At 54.6% G+C, this 26,932-nt stretch carries 19 protein-coding genes; 15 read left to right on the plus strand and 4 right to left on the minus strand.

Going from position 1 to position 26,932, the window contains the following annotated elements; translation table 11 throughout:
* From NFR25_RS07415 to NFR25_RS07045, 6 genes are all read left to right on the plus strand, one after another.
* A partial coding sequence (locus NFR25_RS07415; protein WP_275556948.1) for an MBG domain-containing protein occupies positions 1-1,610 on the plus strand: 1,610 nt, incomplete at its 5' end.
* A gap of 250 nt (positions 1,611-1,860) precedes the next feature.
* Positions 1,861-2,331 (plus strand): 5-(carboxyamino)imidazole ribonucleotide mutase, encoded by a 471-nt coding sequence (gene purE / locus NFR25_RS07025; protein WP_251198539.1) that lies wholly within the window; start codon positions 1,861-1,863, stop codon positions 2,329-2,331.
* A 62-nt stretch (positions 2,332-2,393) separates the two neighbouring features.
* The gene (gene iorA, locus NFR25_RS07030; RefSeq protein ID WP_251198540.1) at positions 2,394-4,382 is read left to right on the plus strand and encodes an indolepyruvate ferredoxin oxidoreductase subunit alpha; all 1,989 of its coding nucleotides are present in this window, start codon (positions 2,394-2,396) and stop codon (positions 4,380-4,382) included.
* The gene (locus NFR25_RS07035) at positions 4,375-5,001 is read left to right on the plus strand and encodes a 2-oxoacid:acceptor oxidoreductase family protein (protein ID WP_251198541.1); all 627 of its coding nucleotides are present in this window, start codon (positions 4,375-4,377) and stop codon (positions 4,999-5,001) included. Before iorA ends, NFR25_RS07035 begins: the two co-directional genes overlap by 8 nt.
* Positions 5,002-5,083: 82 nt before the next feature.
* Positions 5,084-6,319: a phenylacetate--CoA ligase family protein gene (locus tag NFR25_RS07040; protein ID WP_251198542.1), complete on the plus strand. Its 1,236-nt coding sequence runs from the start codon at positions 5,084-5,086 to the stop codon at positions 6,317-6,319.
* Between the two features lie 519 nt (positions 6,320-6,838).
* Positions 6,839-8,449: a sodium:solute symporter family protein gene (locus tag NFR25_RS07045; protein ID WP_251198543.1), complete on the plus strand. Its 1,611-nt coding sequence runs from the start codon at positions 6,839-6,841 to the stop codon at positions 8,447-8,449.
* Between the two features lie 385 nt (positions 8,450-8,834).
* Here the strand turns inward: NFR25_RS07045 and NFR25_RS07050 are convergent, their stop codons facing one another.
* Positions 8,835-9,071, minus strand: a complete 237-nt coding sequence (locus NFR25_RS07050) for a hypothetical protein (protein WP_251198544.1) — start codon at positions 9,069-9,071, stop codon at positions 8,835-8,837.
* Positions 9,072-9,244: 173 nt separating this feature from the next.
* Here NFR25_RS07050 and NFR25_RS07055 point away from each other — a divergent pair, with 173 nt between their 5' ends.
* Positions 9,245-10,111: a ZIP family metal transporter gene (locus NFR25_RS07055; protein WP_251198545.1), complete on the plus strand. Its 867-nt coding sequence runs from the start codon at positions 9,245-9,247 to the stop codon at positions 10,109-10,111.
* Between the two features lie 482 nt (positions 10,112-10,593).
* Entirely contained in the window at positions 10,594-11,571 is a 978-nt protein-coding gene (locus NFR25_RS07060; protein WP_251198546.1) for a hypothetical protein, read from the plus strand.
* A 244-nt stretch (positions 11,572-11,815) separates the two neighbouring features.
* Here NFR25_RS07060 and NFR25_RS07065 read toward each other — a convergent pair whose 3' ends face one another.
* The 3 genes from NFR25_RS07065 to NFR25_RS07075 all read right to left on the minus strand — a co-directional run bounded on the left by NFR25_RS07065 (position 11,816) and on the right by NFR25_RS07075 (position 15,365).
* A complete protein-coding gene (locus tag NFR25_RS07065; protein WP_251198547.1) occupies positions 11,816-12,544 on the minus strand; it encodes a 5-formyltetrahydrofolate cyclo-ligase in 729 nt (242 codons plus the stop codon).
* Between the two features lie 145 nt (positions 12,545-12,689).
* Positions 12,690-14,003 (minus strand): NRAMP family divalent metal transporter, encoded by a 1,314-nt coding sequence (locus NFR25_RS07070; protein ID WP_251198548.1) that lies wholly within the window; start codon positions 14,001-14,003, stop codon positions 12,690-12,692.
* A 9-nt stretch (positions 14,004-14,012) separates the two neighbouring features.
* On the minus strand, positions 14,013-15,365 hold the full coding sequence (locus NFR25_RS07075; protein WP_251198549.1) for a magnesium transporter MgtE N-terminal domain-containing protein: 1,353 nt from the start codon (positions 15,363-15,365) through the stop codon (positions 14,013-14,015).
* 791 nt (positions 15,366-16,156) lie between these two features.
* On the opposite strand from NFR25_RS07075, the gene NFR25_RS07080 reads away from it, so the two are divergent.
* The 7 genes from NFR25_RS07080 to bsh all read left to right on the plus strand — a co-directional run bounded on the left by NFR25_RS07080 (position 16,157) and on the right by bsh (position 26,764).
* Positions 16,157-17,407 carry an isochorismate synthase gene (locus tag NFR25_RS07080; RefSeq protein ID WP_251198550.1) on the plus strand — a complete coding sequence of 417 codons (1,251 nt, stop codon included), beginning with the start codon at positions 16,157-16,159 and terminating at the stop codon, positions 17,405-17,407.
* A gap of 3 nt (positions 17,408-17,410) precedes the next feature.
* Positions 17,411-19,315, plus strand: a complete 1,905-nt coding sequence (gene menD / locus NFR25_RS07085; protein WP_251198551.1) for a 2-succinyl-5-enolpyruvyl-6-hydroxy-3-cyclohexene-1-carboxylic-acid synthase — start codon at positions 17,411-17,413, stop codon at positions 19,313-19,315.
* A 79-nt stretch (positions 19,316-19,394) separates the two neighbouring features.
* Positions 19,395-20,309: an alpha/beta fold hydrolase gene (locus tag NFR25_RS07090; RefSeq protein WP_251198552.1), complete on the plus strand. Its 915-nt coding sequence runs from the start codon at positions 19,395-19,397 to the stop codon at positions 20,307-20,309.
* 56 nt (positions 20,310-20,365) lie between these two features.
* The gene (menB, locus tag NFR25_RS07095) at positions 20,366-21,205 is read left to right on the plus strand and encodes a 1,4-dihydroxy-2-naphthoyl-CoA synthase (RefSeq protein WP_251198553.1); all 840 of its coding nucleotides are present in this window, start codon (positions 20,366-20,368) and stop codon (positions 21,203-21,205) included.
* A 112-nt stretch (positions 21,206-21,317) separates the two neighbouring features.
* On the plus strand, positions 21,318-24,035 hold the full coding sequence (menC, locus tag NFR25_RS07100; protein ID WP_251198554.1) for an o-succinylbenzoate synthase: 2,718 nt from the start codon (positions 21,318-21,320) through the stop codon (positions 24,033-24,035).
* A 47-nt stretch (positions 24,036-24,082) separates the two neighbouring features.
* The gene (locus tag NFR25_RS07105) at positions 24,083-25,594 is read left to right on the plus strand and encodes a hypothetical protein (protein ID WP_251198555.1); all 1,512 of its coding nucleotides are present in this window, start codon (positions 24,083-24,085) and stop codon (positions 25,592-25,594) included.
* A gap of 219 nt (positions 25,595-25,813) precedes the next feature.
* The gene (bsh, locus tag NFR25_RS07110; RefSeq protein WP_251198556.1) at positions 25,814-26,764 is read left to right on the plus strand and encodes a choloylglycine hydrolase; all 951 of its coding nucleotides are present in this window, start codon (positions 25,814-25,816) and stop codon (positions 26,762-26,764) included.
* Positions 26,765-26,932 lie beyond the last annotated feature (168 nt).

Below are 26,932 nucleotides of genomic sequence, written 5' to 3' on the forward strand. Positions count from 1 at the left end.
TCGATGTGGTCGCAGGCTCCCTTGCCGAGAACACCTACACCGGTTATAAGTTTGCTGGCATCGAAGGTGCGGCTCAGAACGCTACCCAGGTAGTCGCTGGCACGGTCATTACTCTGACCTACACTCGTGACACCTCTGACTTTACTGCTCAAGGTGTAGAGCATGTTTACAACGGTCAGTACTTTGCTCCAACTGTCACCTTTAGCGCCGACAATCCTCAGCGCACAGACGAAGTAGTCGCATATTATGATGGCCTTAGGTGGCTTCCGATCGACCAAAACGAAATGCCTGCTTACAAAGATGTCAATGTTGACGAGAACGGAAACGTTGTTGGCTATCCCGTTAAGCTGGGTGTTGTTTCTACCCTGGATGGCAAGCTGATTTGGGAAGCTCCCGAAGATGTTTACGTCACCATTACGCCTCGACCAGTAACGCTTGTTGCATACGATAAGGTCATGAACTATCAGGGCGACATTCCAGCTTTTGATGGTAAGTATTCCCCTGGTACTGGTCTTATCGATCGAAATGATCTTGGTCAGATCTCCTTTGGTATGGTAGAGAATATCGAACCTTCATCACTTGAAGAGGGTGTTTACTACGATGCCATCACAGCAACGTATACCCCGAACAAGAATTACGTTGTTGCAGTCCAGCCAGGTACGCTTACCGTTCTTCCTTCTGATCAGAATGGCGTGAACGTTACTGACACATCCGTAGTCTATGACGGCAATGGCTACTCGGTAGACGCATCTGCTCTTGTAGAAGGCTCTACCATCGAATACTCTCTTGATGGTCAGAATTGGACTACCGAGAATCCTGTCTTTGCCGATGCTGGCACCTATACCGTTTATGTTCGTGCCTTGGCTGACAACTACTCGGTAACTGATGTTGTAACCGGCACCGTTGCGATCGCTCCTCGTCCCGTTACTATTACGGTGAACAATGCAGCAAAGACTGCTGGCGACAACGACCCCGTATTCACGGGTTCTGTTGAAGGCTTGGTCAATGGCGACGATCTTGGTGAGGTAACTTATACCCGCACCAATGCAGCACAGGATGCAGGTGTCTATGCGGGTGCTATCACTGCAAACTACACCGCAAACGCTAACTATGAAGTTACCGTTATCAATGGTACTTTCACCATTACGGATGCTCCTGCACCTACACCTACGCCTACGCCGACCACTCCTGTGGATGATAACCCCACCCCAGTTCCTGGTCCTGCAATTCCTGCAAACACCCCAGTTACTCCTGCTGGCCCCGCCTTCCCAGCTGGTGCACCTGCTGCAGCCCCTGCAGCTGGTCCTGCCCCTGCAGCTCCCGCTGCTGATGATGGCGTAGAGATCGCTGATGACGAGAACCCGCTGGCTGCTCCTGATGAGGAGATCCTCGATGACGAGAATCCGCTTGCGGCATTCGACACTCCTCAGTGCTGGGTACACTTCCTTATGTATCTGGGTATCGTGGCAACCGCAGTCTATGGCTTCGCGGTAGTATCCCGCCGCCTTGGTTATGCTCGTAAGATCAACAAGATCGATAAGGACATGACGGGTACGGCAAGCACCTCCCAGAGCGCATCGCGTTCTCAAGGAGCTGCTCACACTGCATAAGCAGAGCTGATTAGTTCAGCAGCTTATTCTCCTAGGAAGCGGTCGAGGAAACTCGGCCGCTTTCGCATTTTTGGGTGGTGTTCGCAGGTGTGTTCACAATATGCTCGGCGAGTCATTCTTCAAGCAGAACGCACGCACTTCACCATTGGAAGAAGACTCGTTGTTGTCTGCCAGCGCACTGCCGCTCTACCTGCGCAGGCATGATAAAATCTAGTTTTGTTTCACTAATACGAACGAGATTGGATCGTGTATGACGTGTAGTGCGAAAAATCCTGTTATCGGCATCATCATGGGTTCTGAATCCGACATGCCCGTGATGGAAGCATGCATGAAGCAGCTTGACGAATTCGGCGTGCCGTACGAAGTGAAGGTAGCCAGCGCTCATCGCAAACCTGCAGAGGTTCACGAATGGGCTTCTACTGCTACCGAACGCGGCATTCGCGTGATCATCGCTGCGGCTGGCAAGGCTGCACATCTTGGTGGCGTTGTTGCTGCGTACACTCCAGCGCCCGTCATCGCGGTTCCGATCAAGACCAGCGATCTGGGCGGACTCGATTCACTCCTTTCCATGGTGCAGATGCCCAGCGGCGTTCCCGTTGCTTGTGTTGCCATCAACGGTGCAAAGAATGCAGCTATCTTGGCTGTTCAGATGATGGGTACTGGCTGTGAAGGTGCTCGTCAGAAGATCGTCAAGATGAAAGAAGACATGGCAAACGCTTAAGCTCTTGCTCATGGCTCGCTTCGCGGGCCATCCTTGTTCCAATCTACGAAAACGAGGTATACGTGACCAAATCATTCCTTATGGGAAACCAGGCATTCGCCCATGCTGCGCTCGAGGCTGGCGTGCGCGTTTGCGCTGGCTATCCGGGCACTCCATCTTCTGAGGTCATCGAGACGGTTGCCGCGCTTCGCGAAAACGGTTCTGCTCACGATGTTTACGTTGAGTGGTCTACCAACGAAAAGGCCGCGCTTGAAATGCTGGCAGGCGCTTCGCTTTCGGGCGCACGCACGCTATTCACGGCGAAGCAGGTTGGCTTGAACGTGGCCAGCGATGCGCTCATGTCGCTGAACTATATTGGCGTTGAAGGCGGCACCGTGCTGTTGGTGGCCGACGACCCTGGTCCTATCTCTTCTCAGACCGAGCAGGACACGCGTCGCTTTGCATCTTTCGCGAAGGTTCCTGTATTCGACCCAGCTACGCCCGAACAGGGTTGTGCGATGATCGCGGCAGCATACGACCTGTCCGAGCGCTATCACACGCCGGTCATCTTCCGTCCTACTACGCGCATCTGTCATGCGTCCACCTTCATGGATGTTGCGGATGAAACGCATGCGCGCGAACCCGAAGGTTTCGAGAAGGATCCTAGCAGGTGGGTGATCTTCCCTGGTCGTTCTTATCGTGCGCATGGCCAGATCAACGAACGATTGCCGCAGATCGCAGCAGATTTCAGCAATTCGCCGTTCAACCCTTGGGAAGAAGTTGCGGGCACCGATGAAGGCGCGAAGATCGGCATCATCGCAGGTGGAATCTCATATGCCTATGCGCAAGAGGCGCTTCGTCAGATCGAAACGAAGGTTTCTGAAGCTGGCGCGCTTTCGCCGAGCTATCGCTTGATGCAGGTGGGCACACCCTACCCGTTCCCTGAGGCAGCGGTTAAGGAATTCGTCTCTGACCTGGATAAGGTATTGGTGTTGGAAGAGCTCGATCATGTGATCGAGGACGAGATGCTGAAGCTGTGCGGTAAACTGCACGCCAGCTACGAAGTGTTTGGCAAGCTCACGGGTACCACGCTCGACCGCGGCGAGAACTCGGTCGATGTTATCCAGCAACAGATCGAAGCGTTCTTCGGCTTGAATCTTCCTGAAGAAAAGCCCCGCGTTGTTGAATTCAACGAGCCTATTCCTGAACGACCTGCTACGTTGTGTGCAGGCTGCCCCCATCGTGGTGCATTCTATGCCGTGAAGAAAGCACTCGGCCGCAAGCAGCAGGCGGTGATGTGCGGTGATATCGGTTGCTACACTTTGGGCAACGCCGAGCCGCTCAATGCGGTGGACACGTGCTTGGATATGGGCGCGGGCATCACCATGGCTCAAGGTTTCAACGTTATCGAGCCTGATAAGAAGGCAATTGCCTTCGTGGGCGATTCCACGTTCTTCGCCTCAGGCATGACCGGCGTTGCGAATGCGGTCTACAATCGCCACGACATCACCATCGTGGTGCTGGACAACGCCACCACGGCAATGACTGGTTCGCAGCCTCACCCTGGCACGGGTGCAACATTGATGGGCGGATTCACGGCGCCTATCTCGATCGAAGCGGTGCTCAGCTCGCTGGGAGTGAAGAAGATCACCAAGGCGAACCCGCTGTTCGCGGATAAAGCTATCGAAGCTGCGCGCGAAGCCATCGAATACGATGGGCCTTCTGCGGTCATCTATGAATCACCATGCACGAAGCTGACCAGGCCGAAGCCGCCAGTTTACTTCATCGCGAATGCATGTGCAGGTTGCCGCAAGTGCGTTACCACTATTGGATGCCCAGCTCTTGGTTGGAGCGAACTGAGTCATCACGTCACCATCGATCGCGATATGTGCGTGGGCTGCGGTCTATGCACCGATATTTGCGAATACGGCGCGATCTCGTGTCCTACGCGCAAACGCGTGCGTCCCGTACTGCCTCCGCGTTCTACGCGCTTGCACTCAGAAGACGGATCGCTCAGTCGATTCCCCACGCCTCAAGAACTTGCTGCACAAGAGGGAGGCAACGATGATTAATGTTTCTATCGCTGGTATTGGCGGACAGGGAAGCGTGTTGGCTGCGCGCATCCTGGCTCAAGCTGCAGAGAATAAAGGCTGGCAGGTGCGCAGCGCAGAGACCATCGGCATGGCACAGCGCGGTGGCGATGTTATGTCGCACGTGCGCATGGGCAATGAGGGTGAAGCGGTGTTTTCGCCACTTCCTTCGAAGGGCAGCGTTGATGTGCTCATTGCGCTGGAGCCAGGTGAAGCAGCACGGAGCCTGCCATATTTGAAAGAGAAAGGCCTGTTGGTTGTAGCTTCTTCGGGTATCGCGCCTGTGAATGCAAGCTTCAAGCGACGCATGTATGAGCCAATGGTGTTGATCGAGGATATGAAGGCCGCGGGCGTGAAGATGGTAGTGGTGGACGACACCGAATTGGTGCGTCGACTTGGAGAGCCCAAGGCGCTGAACGTGATGATGCTGGCCTACGCCATCATTGCCGTGAACAAGCGCCCTGATTGCGTGGACAACGCCCTGCGTGGCGCGATATCGCTTGAAGATATCGAGCAGGCAATTCCCGCGTGCGTGAAGCGCAAGCTGGTCTCCACCAACGAAAAGGCCATCAAGGTGGTCCAACAAGTAGCCCGTATCTAGCTGGGAACGGGTTCAACATGTAGACAAATTGGGGGCAGCCCCTTTTTTGTCTACGGCACCAACCATCACCAAGGGAGAGAAGATGAAACTTAACGACGAACAGTTCGCAATCTTAAAAGATCAGTTCAAGACGCTAAAAGATCGCTCCCCTTTCTACGCGAAGAAGTTCGCGGATGTGGATTTGGCTGCCGTGCAGACCCAGGAAGATTTCGAAGCGCTCCCTTTTTCTGAGAAGGCCGATCTGCGCGAAGCTTATCCTTTGGGATTGGCTGCAGTTCCCGAAAGCGAGATCGTCCGAATCCATTCTTCATCAGGCACAACAGGTACGCCCGTTATCATCCCCTACACCCAACAAGACGTGATCGACTGGGCTGTTCAGTTTGCACGCTGTTACGAAATGGCTGGCATCACCAACGAAGATCGCATCCAGATAACCCCCGGTTATGGTTTATGGACCGCTGGCATTGGCTTTCAGTTGGGTGCCGAACGCTTGGGCGCGATGGCAGTTCCAATGGGGCCTGGCAACACCGACAAGCAGATCAAGTTCATGAAGGATATGCAGTCTAGCGTTCTGTGCGCCACCAGCTCATATGCCCTTTTGCTTGCTGAAGAGATTGCCAAGCGCGGCGTGCGCGATGAGCTGAACCTGAAGCGTGCGGTCATTGGTTCCGAACGCTGGGGCCACAAGATGCGCGAACGCATCGCTAACGAACTGGGCGTGAAGATCTACGACATCTATGGTCTTACGGAAGTCTATGGCCCTGGCATTGGTATTTCCTGCGATCACGAATGCGGCATGCACGTGTGGGATGACTACTGCTACTTCGAAGTGGTCGATCCAAAGACGGGCGAAGTGCTGCCCGATGGCGAGATCGGCGAGCTTGTCATCACTACGCTGCGCAAGCAAGGCGCGCCGTTGGTGCGCTATCGCACCCATGACCTTACGCGCATTATCCCAGGTGAATGCCCTTGTGGATCGCCTTATCCTCGCATCGATACGCTCATCGGGCGCACTGATGACATGGTGAAGGTGAAGGGAGTGAATATCTTCCCCGCGCAGATCGAAGAGATCATCAAGTTCACGGATGGCGCGTCTTCGGAATACCAGGTGATGATCGATCATTTGGATGGCAAGGATATCATGACGGTCTTCTTCGAGACCGAAGCTGAAGGTGATGCACGCGATCAGATCGAGCGTAACATGGAATCGATCTTCAAGGGCAAGCTCGGCATGACCCCGCATGCAAAAGCGGTGTCGATCGGCGAACTCCCTCGTTCTGAGAAGAAGACCCAGCGCATCTTCGACAATCGCTACTAATCGGGGACGGGTTCATTTCTGGCCCGGACACTTTGGGGACAGGTTCAGGATTCCAGTCGGAGTCTTGAGCCTGCCCCTTTTTTGTCCCGGACAGAAATGAACCCGTCCCCAATACGGGAAATCACTGATTTTCCGCTTTCCGAAATATATCTTTCGCGGGGTAGTGCATATATGCGCTTGTGTTAAAGTGCTTGCATGGTTCTTTCGGGAGTACATACTACGAGCTGTGCGATCCGCACCCAGCATTGGGCGCAAGGGTCCACCAATAAGTGCGCGATCATGTCGGAACACTGGGCACAGGGTTCCTTCGACGAGCGCGCTGTTATGTCCGAGCATCTTGCTCAGGGCTCGAGCTGTATTCTCACCACACCTCCATCGTTCAATTGATATCAATAGCACAGGGGTATTCGACCCGGTGCTTTTTTTATGCGTGAAAACGGGTCGAACAGCGTGCACTTTGAACGAAGCGGGTAACGAAAGACCTGGTAGATAGTAAGTTAGGAAGAAGAAAGAGAAGCAATGATCCTGAAAGTCCTTATCGTAGTGATCTTCGCTGCGGTCACGGTTGCGGTAGGCATCTTCGCCCGCAAGCATTCCAAGAGCGTTGACGGTTTCGTGTTGGGCGGCCGTAACGTTGGTCCCTGGCTTTCTGCGTTCGCGTTCGGCACCAGCTATTTTTCAGCGGTCGTGTTCGTTGGTTATGCAGGTCAGTTCGGCTGGAAGTACGGCATGTCAGTCTTCTGGGTTGGCATTGGCAATGCGGTCATTGGTTCGCTGTTGGCATGGTGGGTGCTCGGTCCGCGTACGCGCGAGATGACCCAGCGCCTCAAAGCTACTACCATGCCGGAATTCTTTGGCAAGCGCTACAATTCGAAAGCATTGCGCATTGCAGCGGCAGCGATCATCTTCGTCTTCCTCATTCCGTATACCGCTTCGGTCTATAACGGCCTATCACGCCTGTTCGGCATGGCATTCGGCTTGCCTTACGAGTGGTGCGTCATCGGTATGGCGGTCATCACGTGCATATATGTGGTGCTTGGTGGTTATGTTGCTTCGGTCTGGAACGACTTCATCCAGGGAACCATCATGCTCATTGGCATCGTTGCGGTCATCGTTGCGGTGCTGAATGGTCAGGGCGGTTTCGCTCAGGCGGTCATCGACCTTTCGCATGTTGCGCTTGAAGGCAGCGAGATGAACGGCCCATTCGTTGCGATGTTCGGGCCTGACTTATTGAATCTATTGGGCGTTATCATACTAACATCGCTGGGTACTTGGGCATTGCCGCAGATGGTCCAGAAGTTCTACGCCATCAAGACTGGTCCCGCTATCAAGCAGGGTGCCATCATCTCGACTATCTTCGCGCTGGTCGTATCTGGTGGCTGCTATTTCCTTGGTGGCTTTGGTCGTTTGTTCGGCGACGACATTGCCTACGCTGCCAACGGCACGCCTATCTACGACTCGATCATCCCCACCATGTTGGCAGGTTTGCCTGACATCTTGCTGGGCATCGTTGTGGTGCTGGTTCTTTCGGCATCTATGTCCACGCTGGCTGGTCTGGTCCTCACCTCGTCTTCGACGCTCACGCTTGACCTGATCAAGGGTAATATCGTGAAGAAGATGACCGAGAAGAAGCAGGTCGCTTACATGCGCGTCTTCATCGTGGTCTTTGTTGCCATCTCTGCTGGCATCGCACTGTTCCAGTATCACTCAACGGTCGTGTTCATCGCGCAGTTGATGGGTTATTCCTGGGGTGCGCTTTCGGGCTCGTTCCTCGGTCCCTTCTTCTGGGGCTTGTTCTCGGGTCGCGTTTCGAAGCCGGCTGTTTGGTGCAGCTTTGCGCTGGGTGTTGGCATGACGGTTACGAACATGATCTTCGGCTACATCGATTCGCCGATCAACTGCGGCGCGATCTGCATGGTTGCATCGCTTATCCTGGTTCCAATAGTCAGCTTCTTTACGAAGCCTGTTCCGTTCACGGTGAAGCCACCTTCGATGTCTGGCGCGATTGACCGCGAATTGGTCTACGGTGCGAAGGAGCAGAATGTGATCGAGACCCAGCAGCAGCTTCGAGCTCAAACCGCTGGCGCCTCAGCCTCCACATCCGAATCTGGCTCCCCTCAAAAGGAATAACAGGGACGGAGGCAAAACTGTCCCGGACACCAGGGGACGGACCCAACCTCAAAAGGCGGTCGAGCACCAAGTTCGCCCGCCTTCTTTTTGTTCTTTATCGGGGACGAGTTCATTTCTGTCCCGGACATTTTGGGGGTAGGTTCAGAATTTTAGTTGGAAGATTGAACCTGTCCCCATTTTGTCCCGGGCAGGATTGAACCCGTCCCCAAAATGGAATTATGCTCCAGCCGCGATTTTTGTTCAGGTCGCAAGAAAAACGGCGCCCTGAGACGCCGTTTAAGAGACGATCAGAATATCGCCCCAGTATCTGTACCAAAGAATCGAAATAAAGGGCTTAAAACGCATCTCAGCGCAAATTGCCGAGCAGAAGCGCCTAAAACTTGCTTTAGAGCAGGTTTCGCTCTTCCGAATTGGCCCATTCGTGATATTTACGCAGCAACGCCATGGTTCGCGCGTTCGAGACGGCGGTAGAGAAGGGCATCAAGTCTTCTATCGTGAAGGAGATGTTCCCATTCTCGTCTGCAGGCAGGTTCATGTGCTCGATCACGTTCGCGAAGATGCGATTCATATCCTGTTCGGTCGTCTGTTCGACCATACGAGCGAAATCTTCGAAATCCTTCATCACTGGCTCCTTAGCGGCTGTTTTCTCTACGGTTCGTCTGCAAAACCCCTGAGCACCATCGCGCCTTGTGGGTGCAGGCTTATAATCAGTTTACTTTATACACCTTAGATCATTAGAAGAATCATCGATCGAAGCGCTTCGGGCAGAGGTCGGCAAGATTCAGGAGTAGCGGAATGAACATCGAATCTGTCATCACTATCACCATCATGACCTTGATCGCTGGCGTTGGCGGAACAGGACTTGGTGGTGCTATCGGCTCGCTCGTGCGAACTGAGTCGAATCGTTTGGTCAGTTTGCTCTTGGCGGCAACAAGCGGCGTGATGATTTCCATCGTCTGTTTCGAGCTGGTGGTCGAATGCTTCGAGGCTTCCGAACAAGTCTTCGCTAACGGCGCAGTCTTTCTGGTTTGCGCGGCCATCCTTGTTGGTATGGCTGTAGTCGCGCTCCTGAATTGGATCATCGATAGGCGCACCATCGATGAAGTGCCCCACACGGCTAACAGTCTTCACCCCAAAACGCATGACAACATCGATGAGTTGAGCCATGTCGATCATTACAATCAGCATCTGAAAGAGCATGCTCCCAAACGTGAATTGTGGGTTGCTGGAGTGGTGATCGCGTGCGCCATCGCGCTCCATAATATTCCCGAAGGCATGTCCATCGGAGCGAGTTATAACATCGATACCGCGGGCGAAGTGTCCATGGCATTGGTGCTTGCCGTCCTCATTGGTATCCACAACATCCCGGAGGGCATGGCGGTTTCGGTGCCCTTGGTTGCGGGTGGCATGGGTCGCGTGAAGGCTGCGCTCCTGACTGCTGCATCGGGCTTCCCGATCGTCCTTGGAGCCTGGGTTGGTTTTTGGCTTGGCGACATCGGCGCCATGGGTCTGGCATGCTCGCTCGGCTTTGCTTCCGGCGCGATGCTCTACGTCGTTTTTGGTGAGATCATCCCTCAGGCGGTACTGATGTATCGCTCCAAATTGCCGGCGTTCTTCGTCATCCTTGGTATGCTCATTGGACTTTGCATCATCTATTTCTAAGATCTGGAGCCTGTGCTTCACTGGTTGCACGACCGCTGACGGCCTGATCTCAAAAAAATTTTTTCCACATTTTGCCTCAAAAGTGTGCTCAAAATGCGCTAAAACCCCTGCTAGCAGGGTGATAGCACGAACACATCAAAGCTGCTATACAACTTCAAAAAAACGCTATTCGAACTGGTTAATTTCTTCGTGGAACATGGCTGTGATACAGGAAAAAAGGCGCTAGCACGGGGTTTGTAACACTGTGTTCTATCGCAGATAATCACGGCAAAACAGGGGCAGCAACCACAAAATGTTGTGTGTTTTTGCCTAGCCAGCACCTAGATATACGCTAAAATTCTAGCTGTAGATTTGAAATCACCTAGAGAGGTGTATATCTGGCAGGGTCGGACCTGCGGGTGCATTTTGGGCGAATCTGGTCATCCGAAACGCTCAAGACCTCCTAGGAACATCGGTCGAAACATCTGTTAGGTGGGTTTGAGTTGAGCTCAAAAGTAAAACAGGCGAACTTCCGTCTCCCTCTCGAGTACATGGCTTTGATCGACGACTTTGCTCGTCGAGAGGACATCACCAAAGCAACGGTCATCACCCGAGCGCTCGACTGCATGCAAGCGTCTTACGACAGCGGCCATGGCGGAATGCCGGTCACTGGTGGCGGCGCTGGCGGTGGCGGCGGAGCATCCGAGCAAGAGCTCAATGATCTTCGCGCTGAACTCAAGCGTGCCCAGGATCGCGTTGCCGATGTTGAGCGTCAGCTCCAAGACGCGAACCGTCGCGCGGATGCGGCTGAGGCTCGCGCCAACAACGCGGTCTCCGATCTTGCTTCTGCTCAGTCTCAGAACATCGCTTCCCAGAGTGGTGTGAATGCGGCTGCCGAAGAAGAGATCGAACGTCTGCGTACGTTGGTTGCTAAGCAGGCTGCAACGTTGGAAGAGAAGATCCGTCAGCTTGCGAACAAGGAAGTTTCTTCGGATGAGAGTGTTCGTCAGCTTGCTGCCAAGGAAGCAGAGCTTTCCTCCAAGGATGCCATCATCGCCGACCGCGATCGTCAGATCTCGTCGCTGCGCGATCAGTTGGGCGAAGCGAATGCTCGCATCCAGCTTTCCAACGCATCCCCTGTGCCGCTCAATGCCACCACGTTCGACGCGTCTACGTTCTCGGAGGAATCTCCCGTGGGCGCTATCTCCATGCTCAATATGCTCAACAGCGTTATGGCTGCATTCAAGCAGCAAGTGAAAGATGCGCGCATCTTGGGCGAACAAGAGGGCCGCAAGGCTATTCAGCATGAATTCGAAGACGTTATCAACAAGGCCCGCAACGACGGCTATCGCGATGCGATGACCTACCTGGATGACCGCGTTACTACTGCTCGTGAATCGGGTGCTAAGGAAGAGCGCGCTCGTGTGGCGAACATGGGCTTCTTCGAGCGTCGACGCTACCTGAAGATCCACGTCGCTTAATCTGTCCTCTCCGGACCAGGTCCCAAACTGTCCACTTTTGTGGAAGTCTTTTGGGGTGCTGCGGTCGCAAGGCAAGGCTGCATAACTTACCCGCTACCCTGTCCGCCCTTCGAGCTCATGCGGTCGCTCTCCAGTTTTTGTTTACGCGAACCCAGCTTAGGCTGGGTTCTTTCTTTTCAGTATGGCTATGCGAAGTAAATTCTGCGCCCTTACCTCACATCCGCAGCACCGCGCGCACTAGGGGTTAGCGAGCGAGGACGTTCACGGGGATGTCGTGCTCTTCGGTGGGGATGAAAGGGACTTCTTGTTCTGTGAACGCCACGGCAATCTGACGACAACTATCGTTTAGTTGAGGAAGGTAGCGATCGTAGTTTCCGCCACCGTAGCCCAAGCGATTCTTGTGAGCGTCGAAGGCTACCAACGGAATGACGATCATCGTCAGTTCATTTCCAGGAACATAAGGAAAAGCTTGCAGCGCTTCGTCATCGTGCGCGTACTTCTTCAGTTGCTTGGACAGGAAGGGTACCGTAGCGCTTTCGTAAGCTTCTTGAGAAACCACGCGCATCTCCATGGTCTGCTCGGGCGCGCCTTCAACACCCCACGCATTGGTCATCAAGCAAGGGAAGGCGACCTTCGCACCACGAGCGTAGGCAGCACGGATGAATTGATCAAGCTGAACCTCTTCATCGAAAGCAGAATAGACAGCGACGATGCAGTCTTCGGGTGCGCGACCAGTGAGCGCGCATGTTAGGTCCAACGACGCCTCAAGCTCGTCACAAATAGCAGAGCTCTTATGTAGGCGATAAGGCTTAGGCAGCTGAGCGCGTTCGGCCAGCACACCACGACGGATCTCTTCGCGACGTTCGTCATCGTGCATGTGTACGTGATATTCCTCAGGTGTTTCATCGTGAAGTTCGACCACAGGCTCATCGGAGGCCTTTGCCTCTGCATTCTCGAAATCAGCTGTGCTCATTGCCAGAACCTTTCTTGTTCGACTCTTGTTCGTTCAAACCCAAGATAGGGACCAAAACAGGGATCAAGGCTAGAACTTGATATTCACAACCCAACACCAAGGCGCTCAAAGCTCGAGGTGCCCCCTAGGCTAGCCTTTGATCAGCCTAGGCAAGTCCAAGTACCTGAAGCGCCAAACAGACAACGGACAGAACGCCCACTACCGCAATGGTAAGTATCAACAACACGCGCGTTACGGGTCCGACCGTGTGTTCTTTCATGATGTGCTTGTCGGTGGCGATGATGGCCATGAACACCAACAAAATGGGAAGGATAACGCCGTTGACGAACTGCGCAGTGAGCATGATGCCCATCAGGTTCAGTCCGGGCACCAAGATGACCAGCGCAGAGAACACGATGGTGAAGGTGAAGATGCCTTTGAACAGCGGTGCTTCTTTCCACTTGAAGGAAACGCCTGCCTCCCAGCCGAACGCTTCGCAGATGACGAAGGACGTGGTCAGCGGCAGAACACATGCCGCAAGCAGGCTGGCTGCGACCAGGCCCACCGCGAAGAGCGCCTCAGCATAAGGGCCAGCAAAGGGGGCAAGCGCCATGGCCGCATCGGCCGCGCTTTCGATCTCGATACCTTGAGGGAACAGCACGGCACCCGTGGTAACGATGATGAACCAGGCGATGATGCATGCGACCACTGCGCCTGTGATGGCATCGATGCGCTGGTAGAACAGGTCTTTCACGGTCACGCCCTTTTCCACCACGTTGCTCTGCGCGAAGAACATCATCCAGGGCGCGATGGTGGTACCGACCATCGCAACGGTAAGCGAGAGGAACGAAAAATCGGAGGAAACTTCAGGGATCAGTGTGTGCATGAGCGCAAGATTCCAATTCGGCTGCGCAATGACCGCCGCGATGATGTAGGTAACGAACACGAACGACATCACCATGAATACGCGCTGCACGCGTTTATAGCTGCCACCGACGATCAAAGCCCACACACCAGCAGCAGCGATGGGCACTGAGACCCAGCGCGGCACACCGAACATCTCCATACCTGAAGCTATGCCCGCGAATTCTGAAAACGTAGTGGCAACATTGCCGATGAGCAGCGCCAACATAGCCAGCGAAGTAAGACGGATGCCGAAGCGTTCACGAATGAGCGCTGCGAAACCTTTACCAGTGACCGCACCCATGCGCGTGGCGGTGGTCTGCACGATCACCAACAGAACGCACATGATAGGGATGATCCACAGCGTCAAGAAGCCGAATTTCGCGCCCACCGTGGAATAAGTGGAGATGCCGCCTGCATCGTTGCCCGCCATGGCGGTTACGATGCCAGGACCCATAGCCATCAGCACCAAAAGCAGACGCGAGCGCTTGCGAGATTCAGCGATCTCTTCAGAGAGCACGGCATCTTCGTGCGCTTTGATGGAAGCGGCGGGTTTTGTGACCTGGTCGTTCTTCATGGCCAGCCTCTATCCCGCGGTGCCGCCGAAGAAATGCAATACGATGGCGGTATAGGGCACCAAGAATACCGCGAAACACATAACAGCAACGATCACCGCCAGCCAGGTGCGCTTGGTCTCGTTCTCTTCCGCGTTGTCCTCGATAACCTCCATTGCGTCGTCAACCGTGACGATGCCCAGCATGCGACCGCTTTCGTCGATCACAGGCATGGCGATAAGGTCGTATTTCGAGATGTCGGCCGCAACGTCTTCTTCGGTCTCTTCGGGAAGCGCGGTGATGATCTCATCGAACATGATGTCTTTGAGCTGGGTATTCTTGGTTGCCAACACCAAAGTCTTCAGCGAAAGCACACCCACCAACTTCTCGTATTCGTTGAGCACGTACACGTAGCTGACCGTGGGGTGGTCTTCGTCGAGCGCACGCAAAGCTTCGATGGTCTGGTCGACCGTGTCGTCTTCATGCATGGCCACATATTGGGTGGTCATCAGGCCGCCGGCGGTGTCGTCCTTGTAGCCCAAGAGCTTTCGAATGCCCGCAGCATTCTCCACGCCCATCAGGCGCAAGAGGGTCTCCGCTTTTTCGTAGGGCAGGTCGCCTACGATGTCGGCTGCGTCATCGGGATCCATGTCCTCGAGCAGGCGAGAAGCACGCTTTTCGTCGAGGTCATCGATAACATCAGCCTGAAATTCGTCTTCCATTTCCGAAATAGCATCGCCAGCGCGCGCGTCGTCAAGATGCTTGAACACATTGGCGCGCTGCTGCGGGTCAAGCTGTTCCAGGATGTCCGCAACGTCTGCGGGGTGCAGCTCGTCAAGACGCGTGTGCGTAACGGAAAGCTGCACATCGGAGAGGTTGCGGTCGAGCAGGTCCATGTAATTCCACGCGATGATGCGTTCATCCATGGGCTTGTGAAAGAGGCGCGCGATCTTCAGCACCACGCGCTCGACCCATGGAGCAAGACCGCGCAGGATACCGCGAATGCCCACTTCAGCGCCAAGCAAACGCAGTTGTGAACCTGAAGTTGAGAGCTTCAGGTCGTTTACGCGGACCACCTTCATGCCTTGGGTATCGACGATCTGGCGATCGAGCAGGTCGCGCGCAAGCAGTACTTCGTCAGGCTGAAGGTAGCTGAAACGAATGGCGTTCTTGTCCATCTTCAGCACGATGCCTTCATCCGTGGCTTCTTTTACGTATTTGCGCCACGAGATCATGAACGGCGTTTTGCCAGGTCCAAGGAACGCAAGGGATGTGATGCGAGGGAATACCTCGCCCGTTTGAATAGCCAGGTCAGAGATAGAGCCGATCTTTTCGCCGTTGGCGTCAATGACCGGTTCGCCCAGCATTTGTGACAAATAGAGCATAGATCTCCTTTGATGATTCGCGCTTCAAGGCGGCCGCGAACAGACGCGGACGAAAGAAGGCGGATCTTGTTCATCGCAGTTGCCTTTAACCACCGCGACGAAGGAGACCCTCGAGGAGGAGGTTAAAGACTAATTACTGTGAGGCTTCGGTTTTCGAACCTTCACGTAATGTCCTTTCCATAGGTGATAGTTCTGGTGATAGCTGCGGCGCGCCGCGGACTATCAGCTTTTCTATTCTACGCGAAACCGCAGAAGCGTGCACATGAACTTGATGAGTGGCTTTGGGGGACGGGTTCATTTCTGTCCGGGACAAAAAAGGACAGGCTCAAGCCCCGATCGAGAATTCGAACCTGTCCCCAAAGCGTCCCGGACAGAAATGAACCCGTCCCCAAGTAAAGAAAGGGAAAATCCCCCATAAAAGACCAATGAGCCCAGGGAGGCTCATTGAAAAGGAAGGGGCCTTCGTGAGACCCGGTAGGGAGCCGGGCCACGAAGTATGTTGGAACTCAAGGGTCGCGAGTTCCTAAAGCGAAGATGATTCGAAGGGGGAGATGATCATCTTCTCAAGGAAAAAGGGTGGCTTGGAGGGGATTAGCCACAACTGCATTATTGCGTTTTCAATACCCTATTGAAAGAATGCAAGGGTGAGTGGATGATTTCGTGGGATGAGCGTGTTCACCTGGTGTTATGTCGTGTTCAGTTCTGTGCGGCCATCATAAGATCGCCATAGATCGCTCATGATAGAATAGAGACGAACCACGAAAGTGACGCTGGTCTTGAAGGGAGCGCGGGTGGCAAGACTCTATTCATATACGGTTCCGCTCGATTCGGATCTGGTGGATGCGTATTGTGTTTTGCAGAAGGGCTTCACCGACCAGTTCGTCTATTACCGCAAGGATGCGCCGCGCCGCTATATGGGTTTGGGGCGTTGCATCGCGCTTTCGTCGCTCGAAGATACCGACTTCGTGAACCAGGGACCCAGCGATGTTCCTGCGGTCATGTTCTCGTTCAACCGCTTCGATGCGCTTAATCCCAAATCAGCAGATGAGATGATGCAGGCGTTCCCCCGTCTACGCTTCATGGTTCCCGAACTGGTGCTGATCGAAAACGAGCAGGGTCGATTCCTGCAGGTGAACAGCTTGGGGCCTGTGTATCAAGGGCGCGTCGATCGCTTCCTTCGTCATGCTGCTGAAGCGCCGCGTCGTCAGCGTCGTTCCATCTCATATCGCGTGATGCCCGATAGCTTCGAGGCGTGGGCGGAAGAGATGGGCGCCAGCCTTGCCTGTATCGATGCAGGTCGCGTGAAGAAATTGGTTCCTTCGCGTCGTCAGGCGGTGGTGGCTGATAGTCCGTTCTCGTCCAAGGATGTGCTGTTGAACTTGATCGATGGTCAAGCTATCGGCACGGTGTTCCTTTATCGCTATGGCGATGTATTCTTTTGCGGATGCACCCCTGAACTGCTCATTCGCAAACAAGGACACGATGTTGAGAGCATGTGCTTGGCTGGCACCGCAGCTCTGGGTGCCACTGATGAGGAACGCGCTCAGATCGCGAACTTCCTGATGAACGATGAAAAGAATCGTACCGAGCATGATTATGTGGTGCGCTTCATCCGCGAGGTCTTCGATCGCAATTGTTACAACGTCGATATTCCCGCAACGCCTTCGATCTTGGAGCTGAAGCATGTTCAGCATCTGTTCACCCCTGCACGTGCGAACGTGATGGAGGGCGTTTCGCTCTATTCGCTGGTCGAGCAGTTGCACCCAACGCCAGCGCTCGCAGGTTTGCCTGTGGGCGAGGCGCTCATGTCGTTGCGCGAGATAGAGCCTTACAACCGCGGATTCTATGGCGGTGCGATCGGCTATGTGGACGCCGAAGATAATGGTGAATTTTCGGTTGCCATTCGTTCAGGCGTTTTTGATGGCGAAGCTGGCTGGATCTACGCGGGCTGCGGTATTGTGGCTGGCAGCGAGGTGGACGTTGAATTCGCCGAGATCGATATGAAATTCCAGACCATTCTAAGTGCTTTCCAAGGGGATTAGCCCATGACCAATGACCAGATGAATGAAGGTGTGCCAGCCGATCGAGCTCATGAATTGGCCGCATACGTCGGTGCGTTCATTGATGAACTGGCGCGCGGCGGTGTGCGCGATGTGGTGGTGAGCCCTGGCTCTCGCTCTACACCGCTTTCGATGATGGCACATGCTTCATCGATGAATGTGTACGTTGACGTGGACGAACGCGGCGCTGCATTCTTTGCGTTGGGTCTAGCGAAGGCTACGGGTCGCGCGGTGGCGCTGATCTGCACATCGGGCACGGCGGTGGCGAACTACTTTCCTGCGGTGCTTGAAGCCGAGACTTCGCGCGTGCCGCTGATAGTGCTCACGGGCGACAGGCCCGCACGTTTGCAGCAGCTTGGTGCGCCTCAAACGTGCGATCAGTTGAAGATCTTCGGCAGCCATGTGCGCCGCTTTTGGAACATGCCTGAATGCGATGGGGCGCTTGAACAGGTGAAATATGCACGTCAGATCGCGCGCGAGGCACTGGCAGCTGCTGAGCCCCATCGGCTCACAAGTGCGCCTGTGCACGTGAACTTCCCCTTCGATGAGCCATTGCTGCCCGCATGGGACTGGGCTGATGCGTTCACCATAGCGCGCAGCCCCGAACATGAAACGCTTCCTTTATTAGTAGAAGCCGATGCGCGGCTCGATGCTTCGATGGTCGATCGATTCGCACAGCTTTTCAAGGATAAGCGGGCTATTGCGCTCTGTGGCGAAGGTACGCTCGGACTTTTTGATGGGGAATACCCTGATAGTTGGGCGATTCGCGATCATCGCGCACGAGCATTGTGTGCGTGGGCTCGCCACTTCGACATTCCGTTGCTGGCCGATCCGCTTTCCCAGCTGCGCAGTTTTGACGATGCGACCATCATCGATGGCTACGATAATCTGCTTCGTCGCGAAGATCACCCCTGTTTCGATGTGGTGATTCGTTTCGGACGCTATCCTGTTTCGAAGCGGGCCTTCAAGTTGCTCGAGACCAAGCCCCATACGCAGATAGTGGTCGATCCGCTTGAAACGCGCGATTTCAATTCCGCCACTACTACCTTGGTGAAGATCGCACCGACCGATTTCATAGCGAGCTTCGGCGAATACGAAGATAGAACCGCAGTTCAAGATGTAGAACTTCCGTCAGCAATAGCTCAGTGGGTCGCAGCGAATGATCGCGAGCGAGCCCTGGCTGCATCCGTTGAAGAGGCCAGCTTCGTGCAGGTGTGCACCGCTGAGGGTTGTCATACCGAAGAAGTGCCGCTCGAGGGCGCTTATGTTCGGGCGCTCCTGGACTGCATTCCTGAAAGATCGCTCTTGTTCAGTGCGAACAGCATGGCCATTCGCGCGCTCGATACGTTTTACGTGAAACATCCCACCCCTGATGAGGGTGTTGTTCAGCTTGGCGCTTCGCGAAACAGCGCCGATGGTAAACCGCTGACCGTGCTTGCAAACCGAGGTCTGAACGGTATCGACGGTACGCTCTCATCTGCTCTTGGTGCAGCTCAGGCCTATGATCAGACTTATTTCCTTACTGGTGATCTTACGCTGTTGCATGACCTGAATGCGCTGGCGCTCCAGAACGAATTCGGTCTTCGCGCCAAAGAAGGTGCCCGCATTCCGAACGTGATCGTGATCCTCTTCAATAACGGCGGGGGCGGGATCTTCGATATGTTGCCTCAAAGATCGGACGCGCCATACTTCGAGCGACTGTTCCTCACCCCTCAATCGGTCGATTTTCAGGCCGCATCAGCTGCTTTCAGCGTGCTATACCAGCGCGCTACTAGCCTGCAAGCGTTTTGTGACACGCTGAAGGCGTGGAATGGACAGCCTGGGATTCACCTGTTGGAGGTTGTGTTCACCCTTGAAGATCTTTCCGATCGATACCAGCGCTTCCAGTGAGCGTGGCACAAGAAATTAGCACTCATCAGCCCAAACGCTATCAGAAAATAGCCACAAGATATCCAACGCAAGGACGAAGATGCTAGACGAAACAGCCACTTTTGAACATTTCGATCTTGATGATATCGGTCATGTTCACGCGTGTGGAAAACCAGAGAATCCGCTGGTAGTTCTTTTGCATGGTTTCATGCAAACGGGAGATTCCTGGCGAACCATCGCTGAAGTGTTGAAAACTGATCATTGGGTGCTAGCACCAGACCTGTTGGGACATGGATCCACCCCATTTTCGCCTGGCGATGACCTTTCGCTGGAGGCTTATGTCGACCAACTTCGCCGTCTGTTCGAGTGGGCAGAAAATCAGCGTTCATCAGGTGTAACACACCCAGTTTCGCTCGTGGGTTATTCGCTTGGTGGCCGTATCGCGGCGCTCTTTGCCACCCAATTTCCCGACAAGATCGACCTATTGGTGTTGGAGTCGGCAGGGCTTGGTCCGCAAACCGAAGAAGAGCGACAGGCGCGCATCGAAAAGGCTCAGACCATGGTTGCGCGCCTTGATGAATCGGTTGCGCGCGACCCCGAAGCACCGCTTGCGGCATTCATCGACTATTGGGAGAATCTTCCGCTTTTCGCCAGCCAGCGAGAACTCCCGGAAGAGACCCAAGAGCGCATCCGCGCCGAGCGTCTTGCCAACTGTCCCGAAGCGTTACGCGCCAACCTGAGCGATGCAGGTCAGGACAAGATGCCCGACGTACGACCTGCGCTTGCAAATCTCAATAAACCCGTACTTTATCTCGTGGGAGAGAAGGATGCAGGGTATACTAAAATCGCACGAAGTCTTATGCGCGCTTGGGCGGAAAGTCATGACGAAATGCGCCTTCTTAACAAGGGATTCGTCCAGGTCAGCGTAATTCCGCAGGCGGGTCACAATATTCATCTGGAACGCCCCGAAGAATATTCCCTGCTTATTTCTAAGTTCTTGCAGCGGACGCAGTAAGCAACCGCGCGTAAAGCGCAATGTGGTGCCGCGTCCACCGACGAAAAGGAGATCGCATGAGCGAATTTGCCTGGGTAAAGGGCAAGGAATACCAAGAGATCATCTATGAAACGCTCGACGGTATTGCCAAGATCACCATCAATCGACCTGAACGCCGCAACGCTTTCACTCCGCTCACCGCGGTCGAGCTCTACGATGCATTCACGCAGGCGCGCGACGATGCGGCTATCGGCGTGGTGCTGTTGACCGGTGCGAATCACGGTGGCCGTCATGAAGACGAGGCGTTTTGTTCTGGCGGCGACCAAAAGAAGCGCGGTACTGGCGGTTATGTGGGCGAAGACAACATTCCTCGTCTGAATATCCTGGACGTTCAGCGTCTTATTCGCGTTATCCCCAAGCCTGTTATCGCCATGGTGAATGGCTATTCCATTGGCGGCGGCAACGTTCTAAATATGTTGTGCGATCTTACCATTGCGGCTGATACTGCGAAGTTCGGTCAGACTGGTCCGCGCGTGGGCAGCTTCGACGCTGGCTATGGTGCAGGGTATTTGGCTGCCATCGTCGGACAGAAGAAAGCGCGCGAGATCTGGTATCTCTGTCGTCAGTACACGGCGCAAGAAGCGCTTGAGATGGGCCTGGTGAACAAAGTAGTTCCCTTTGATGACCTGGAGAAAGAGTGCGTAGAATGGTCTCGCGAGATCTTGAAGCATTCGCCCACTGCACTGCGCTTCATGAAGGCGTCCTTCAATGCGGCAACCGATGGACTGGCGGGCATTCAGCAGCTTGGCGGCGATGCAACGTTGCTCTATTACACCACGGCGGAAGCTATGGAAGGTCGCGACGCATTCAAGGAACATCGCGATCCTGACTTCGGACAATTTCCCAAGTTCCCGTGATCCAGCTTTAAGATTCCAGCGGCTTTCCTTCGGGAAGGCCGCGATCATATGCAGCCATAACAGCCATGAATCCGATGAACGAAATCCGACGAACGCAACAAAGGAAACAACCATGATCATAAAGCTTGCGCAACTCGCCCAACAAAAAGGTTCGAAAGCGTTCTTCTATACGCAGCTTGAATCGGGATCAGAGGTGTTCTCTTATCGACAAACGCGTTTGGCGGCGGCTGCGCTCGCTCGTGAACTGGAAAAACATGGTCTTGGTACCAAGGAACGCTACATTGCGTGCAACCTATACAATGGTCCTGAATTCGTGTTCCTATCCTTCGCGGTGGCCTATTTAGGAGCCACGCTTGCGGTGATGAATCCGCGCCTTTCTGATGAAGAGCGTCTGCTGCGTAAGGTAGAACTGGAGAACGCATCGAACCAACCCAACATCGCTATCTTGAACGAAGAGCAGATCCAGCGCCTGGTCATGGAGGGGTTAGGTATGGGCATCATGGACCTGGCCCATCAGCCTAACGGCCAGATCCCCGTGAATCCGCGCACCATGGAGATCCTTTCTTATGCGGAGCAGAAGGAAAAGCAATTCGACCCCGACCATATCGGGCTTATCATGTTCACCTCGGGGTCTTCTGGTACGCCGAAGGCCACGCAGCTTTCGTGGCGATCGCTGCATGGCGCCGCGGTGGCAGCCACGAAGGCGCTCTGCAAACCTGGCAAGGGCATTTGGCAGCTGGTGCTTCCCATGTGCCATATTGGCGGCTTCGAAGTGATGGTCCGCTCGCTCGTGAACGAAAGCCCGTTTTTGCTCTACCTGCGCTACCAGCCTGCGCGCCTGCTCAACGACGCGCTCAGTTTCAAGGTCACGCATATCTCTGTGGTGGATAAGATCCTGCAAGACCTGCTTGCCTATGACCATGATCGCATCATCGCTCAGTACCGTTGCATCCTGCTTGGTGGCGCGGCGCTGAACAAGAAGACCGTGAAGCAAGCGCTCCGTGCGAAGGCCACGGTGTACGCAAGCTATGGCATGACCGAAACATCCAGCATGATCGCGTGCGCGCCTATCACGCGCGGCTTCGATGGCGGCTTGCGCATGCTGCCAGGATACCTGGTTCACATCGTTCAGCCTGATAAACAGGGTGTTGGCCAGTTGCAGGTGAAGGGCCCAGGCGTTTTTTCGGGTTACCTGAACGCACGCGCGGCCATGAGCATGGACGGTTATTTCGTTACGGGCGACCGTGCGCGCATGGGCAAGGATGGCAAGCTATTCGTCTATGAGCGCCTGGAAGATCTGATCATCTCAGGTGGAGAGAACATCTATCCTGAAGAGATCCGTGAAGCACTGCTGCGCATTCCTGGCGTGAAGGATGCTTACGTGTTCGGCACGGCTGATGAGCTCTGGGGGTACAGGCCCGTTGCATTCATCGAAGCTGATTATTCGCCCGAGACCATTGCGAAAGACCATGCTGAACTGGGCCTTGATCCGGCTGAGACGGGCATCCGTCCTGCGTCGTGTCCTCAGGAATTCGCGCGCAACATCCACGAATACCTTGAGCCGCATATGTCGCATCTGCATCATCCCAAGCACATCTTGGTGCTCTCAGAATTCCCGCGTACGTCGGTGGGCAAGGTGGACCGCATCGCGCTCAAGCGCATGTACGACCGTCGTATCGACATCAAATCCATGACGCTCTACCGCACGCGCCAAGCGTACAACGAACCTATCAAGACCGCAAAACGTGAACTTGACCAGCGCGAATCGTTCTATGTAGAGATAGAGGACTGGGCGGGACGAACGGGCATCGGCGAATGCGTTTCATTCACCACGAACTGGTATCTGCCCGAAACACTCGGCGATGATTACGCCGTGACCAAGGACATCATCTCCAGCGTTGTGATGAATGAACGCTACCTGCATCCCAGTGAAGTGAGCAGGTCACTGGCCACCTTCCCTGCGCTGGCTTATTATCCCATGGCAAAGGCTGCGGTGGAGTCGGCAACATGGGACCTGTACGGCAAGGTGGTTGCTGCACCGCTTTGGGAGTTGATCGGTGGCGTTCGCGGCAAACAAGTACTTGGCGGAACCACGGTAGGGATCATGAGCACCGAGGAAACCCTGGCCGAAGTTGATCGTGCCGTTGCTGCAGGTTATCAGCGCGTGAAGATCAAGATCAATCCCGATTCATGCCTGGAGAAGGTACGCGCGGTGCGCGAGAAATATCCCGACCTGATGCTGTTCTTGGACGCGAACCAGAGTTTCACGGAAGAGAACATGGATATATTGGCCAAGCTCGATCCGCTGAACATCACTTGCTTGGAAGAACCGCTCGATCCGAGCTACAAGCCTTCGGTAGGCACCGATGATCTGCTCGAGCGTTTGTCGCTTTTGCAGGAATCGCTGCAGACCCCTATCTGCTTGGACGAATCGGTGGTTTCGGCACGCGAGATGCATCACGCTATGGAGATAGACAATCTGAAGGTCTATGCCATCAAGATCGCAAAGTTCGGCGGAGTTCAGCCTGCGCTTGATTTCTGCAGGTGGGCCGCCGAAAATGGCAAACAGATCTGGATGGCGGGCATGTTCGATACGGGCGTTTCCAAGCGCACTTATGCCGCGTTCGAGACGCTTCCTTTCGTTGATCTGCCCGGCGATGTTTCTGACGCCACCTGCTATTTCCGCGAAGACGTGGCGATTCCACCGCTGATGTTGAAGAACGGGGTATTAACGTTGAACAATCCTGGGCATGAAGCTGGCATTGGTTGCGTGCTGAACAAGGAATATCTGAAGAAGATCACGATCGAAGAGATCCGCATCACGAAATAGCGCCTGAATTTTGGGCTGGGCGATACGAACCGATAAGGGGAAAAGATATGAGAAAACGAATAGGAGCTTTGCTTGCGGCAGCTGCCTTGGTGGTGTGCCTGCCCATGACCGCCTTCGCAGCGAGCGCATTCGATAGCGGTAGTACCGCGGTCACTCCATCAGAAAAGGAATACAACGCTGGCAACTTGTTTGCGTTCGGCGCAGGTGTTTCCAGTATGGACGTGGAAAATGATGCGTATTGGTTCGGCGCTACGCTCGACTCGAACAAGCTGAATGTGGGTACTTCAGGCCACGGCAGCCTTATTGCTGCTGGTCAGAGCGTAACGATAAAGAATTCTCAGATTGCAGACAGTCTTCGCGTGGCAGCTCAGGATATCGATATCTCGCATGTTGAAGTTGGCAACAACGTTACCATTGCGGCGCGCACCATCAATATTGGCAATGAGATGAAAGCCAATGGTATCTATGCTGCTGCACAAACGCTCTCTATTGCTGGTGAATATAAGGGCGGTGCGCTTTCGGGTGAGACCGTTAAGTTCGACGGTGTGGTGGAAGGCGACCTTACCATCAGCGCGCAAACCATCGAGATCGGCAAGAACGCGCAGGTGAAGGGCACCCTCACGATGCCTGCGGGAGCGAACATATCGATCGCTGACAATGCGAGCGCTTCCAATGTTGAATACAGCGAGCCGATCCAAACCAGCGAACCGACGCTGTTCGATAACCTACTCTCCATCCTGTACGCTTGCATGGCGCATGTGGTGCTGGTGGGCTTGTTCTTCGTGATCATCCGTAAGTCGCTGGTTCAGGCCGCGAACATGGTGATGCCGAATCTGTGGAAGATGCTCCTTGCAGGTTTGATCGCGTTCCTGGTGGCACCCATTGTGTGCTTGCTGTTGCTGTTCCCGCTGGTCACCATACCGGTGGTGGTGCTCTTGATACTGGTGATGGTGATCATCGCACTGTTCTCTATCCCGTTTGCGGGTTCGGCGTTGGGCATGGCACTGCTGGGTAAGAAGATGAACCCTGTGCTTGCAGCCATCATCGGCACGGTCGCGCTGACCATCTTGGCATACATTCCCATCGTTTCGGCGTTGGCAGTGATCTTCAGCATCGTCTTCACGGCGGGTTATCTGTGGATGCGTTATTGGGAAATTCATCAGCAACGTAAGCAGGAGCGACTGGCTGCACGCCAGGCCGCATTCGCAGCACAGGCTCAAGGGCAAGCGCAAACTCAAGGACAAACGCAAGCCCAGCCCCAAGCCCCTCAAGCCCAGGTGCCTCCGCAAGCGCCAGTTTCCCCTGCGCCGAGCGCACCAGTTCCTCCAGCTCCTGCACCGCAGCAAACCCCTGCGCCACCTGCACCAACAGGTGATCCAGTGGTTCCAACAACTCCGCCTGTGCAGACGCCGCAGCCAGGGCAACCTACACAACCCAGCACCCCTGAAGCTCCTGCGCAGCCAGCCCCTCCGCAAGGTTCGCCAGGAGCCGATGCTTCAGCGACTGCTCCATCTGATGTTTCATCTGATGCGCAAGCCTCTGGTTCGCAGGATTCGTAAAACCAATAACCATTACAGCGAGCGTCTGATCTTTCCCGATCAGGCGCTCGCTCTATTTCTGCTGAAGCTGGTCTTAACAGTGGGCAACGGGAAAGCAACAGAGTAGGTTTGGTACAGGATTCGTACGGGCGCCCTCATATAATGACAGGAGCAGCCACACTCGGCTCAGTGGCTGAAGCAATGCCTCGCGTTAGGCGAGCAGTTTGAAAGGAGCATGTTATGTGCACCGGTATCCGTTTCGCCGACGATAAAGGCAATATGTATGCAGGCCGCAACCTGGACTGGGAATGCGGCTATGGCCAGGGCGTTAGCATCACGCCGCGCAACTATAAGCGTCACTATGTGTTCGAGGGCGAGGCCACAGGTCATGCGGTCATCGGCACGTGCATCGTTATCGAGAACACCCCGTTATATTTCGACTGCGGCAACGAAAAGGGACTTTACGTTGCAGGCTTGAATTTCCCCGGCTATGCGCAGTGGGAAAAGGCCGCCGTTGAAGGCAAGACCAACGTTGCTGCGTATGAATTCCCGCTGTGGGTTGCCAGCAACTTCGCAACAGTAGACGAAGCTGAAGCAGCGCTGCAGAACGTGGCTATTGTGGACAAGCCAATCAACGAGCAGTTCCCGTCATCACTTCTGCATTTCATGATCTCGGATGCGAAGCGTTCGATCGTTGTGGAATACATGGCTGACGGCATCCATATTCATCATGACGATGTTGACGTGCTCACCAATCAGCCCACCTTCGATTGGCAGATGGAGCATCTGCGCAGCTATCTGAACCTCAGCCCCGAATTCGTTCCCACGGTGAAGTGGGGCAATGCCGAGCTGACGCCGTATGGCAGCGCCGGACAGGTAACGGGTATGCCGGGTTCTACTTACTCACCCGATCGCTTCGTGCGCGTGGCTTATTACAACACGCACTATCCCGTGCAGACTGGTGAAGATGATAATATCGTGCGTCTGTTCCGCACGCTGCTTACCGTGCAGCAGACCATCGGCGGTGCGTTCATGGAAGACGGCAAATCGGAATACACCGTTTTTACCGATGGCTTTTCGGCAGCGACCAACACCTATTACATGTCGCTCTACGAAGACCCGGCCATCAAGTCGTACCCGATGAGCGCCACCGACCTGGACAGCACCGACATCTACAGCTTCCCCAAGTAATTAGGGGGCTCGCGCGTTGGCTCGAGTTAGCCGAGCGACAGCAGGGACACTCGCGGGTCTGGCTCAAATCTGTCACGCGAAGCGGGACTGTTTGTGCCTGACCCGAAGACGTGTCCCGTCCAAACAGCACTCAACAAAAACGCTCCGGCATCAGTCGGAGCGTTTCAT

Origin of the sequence: Anaerotardibacter muris, assembly GCF_943192915.1 — a bacterium.
GTDB classification, from domain to species: domain Bacteria; phylum Actinomycetota; class Coriobacteriia; order Coriobacteriales; family Eggerthellaceae; genus Anaerotardibacter; species Anaerotardibacter muris.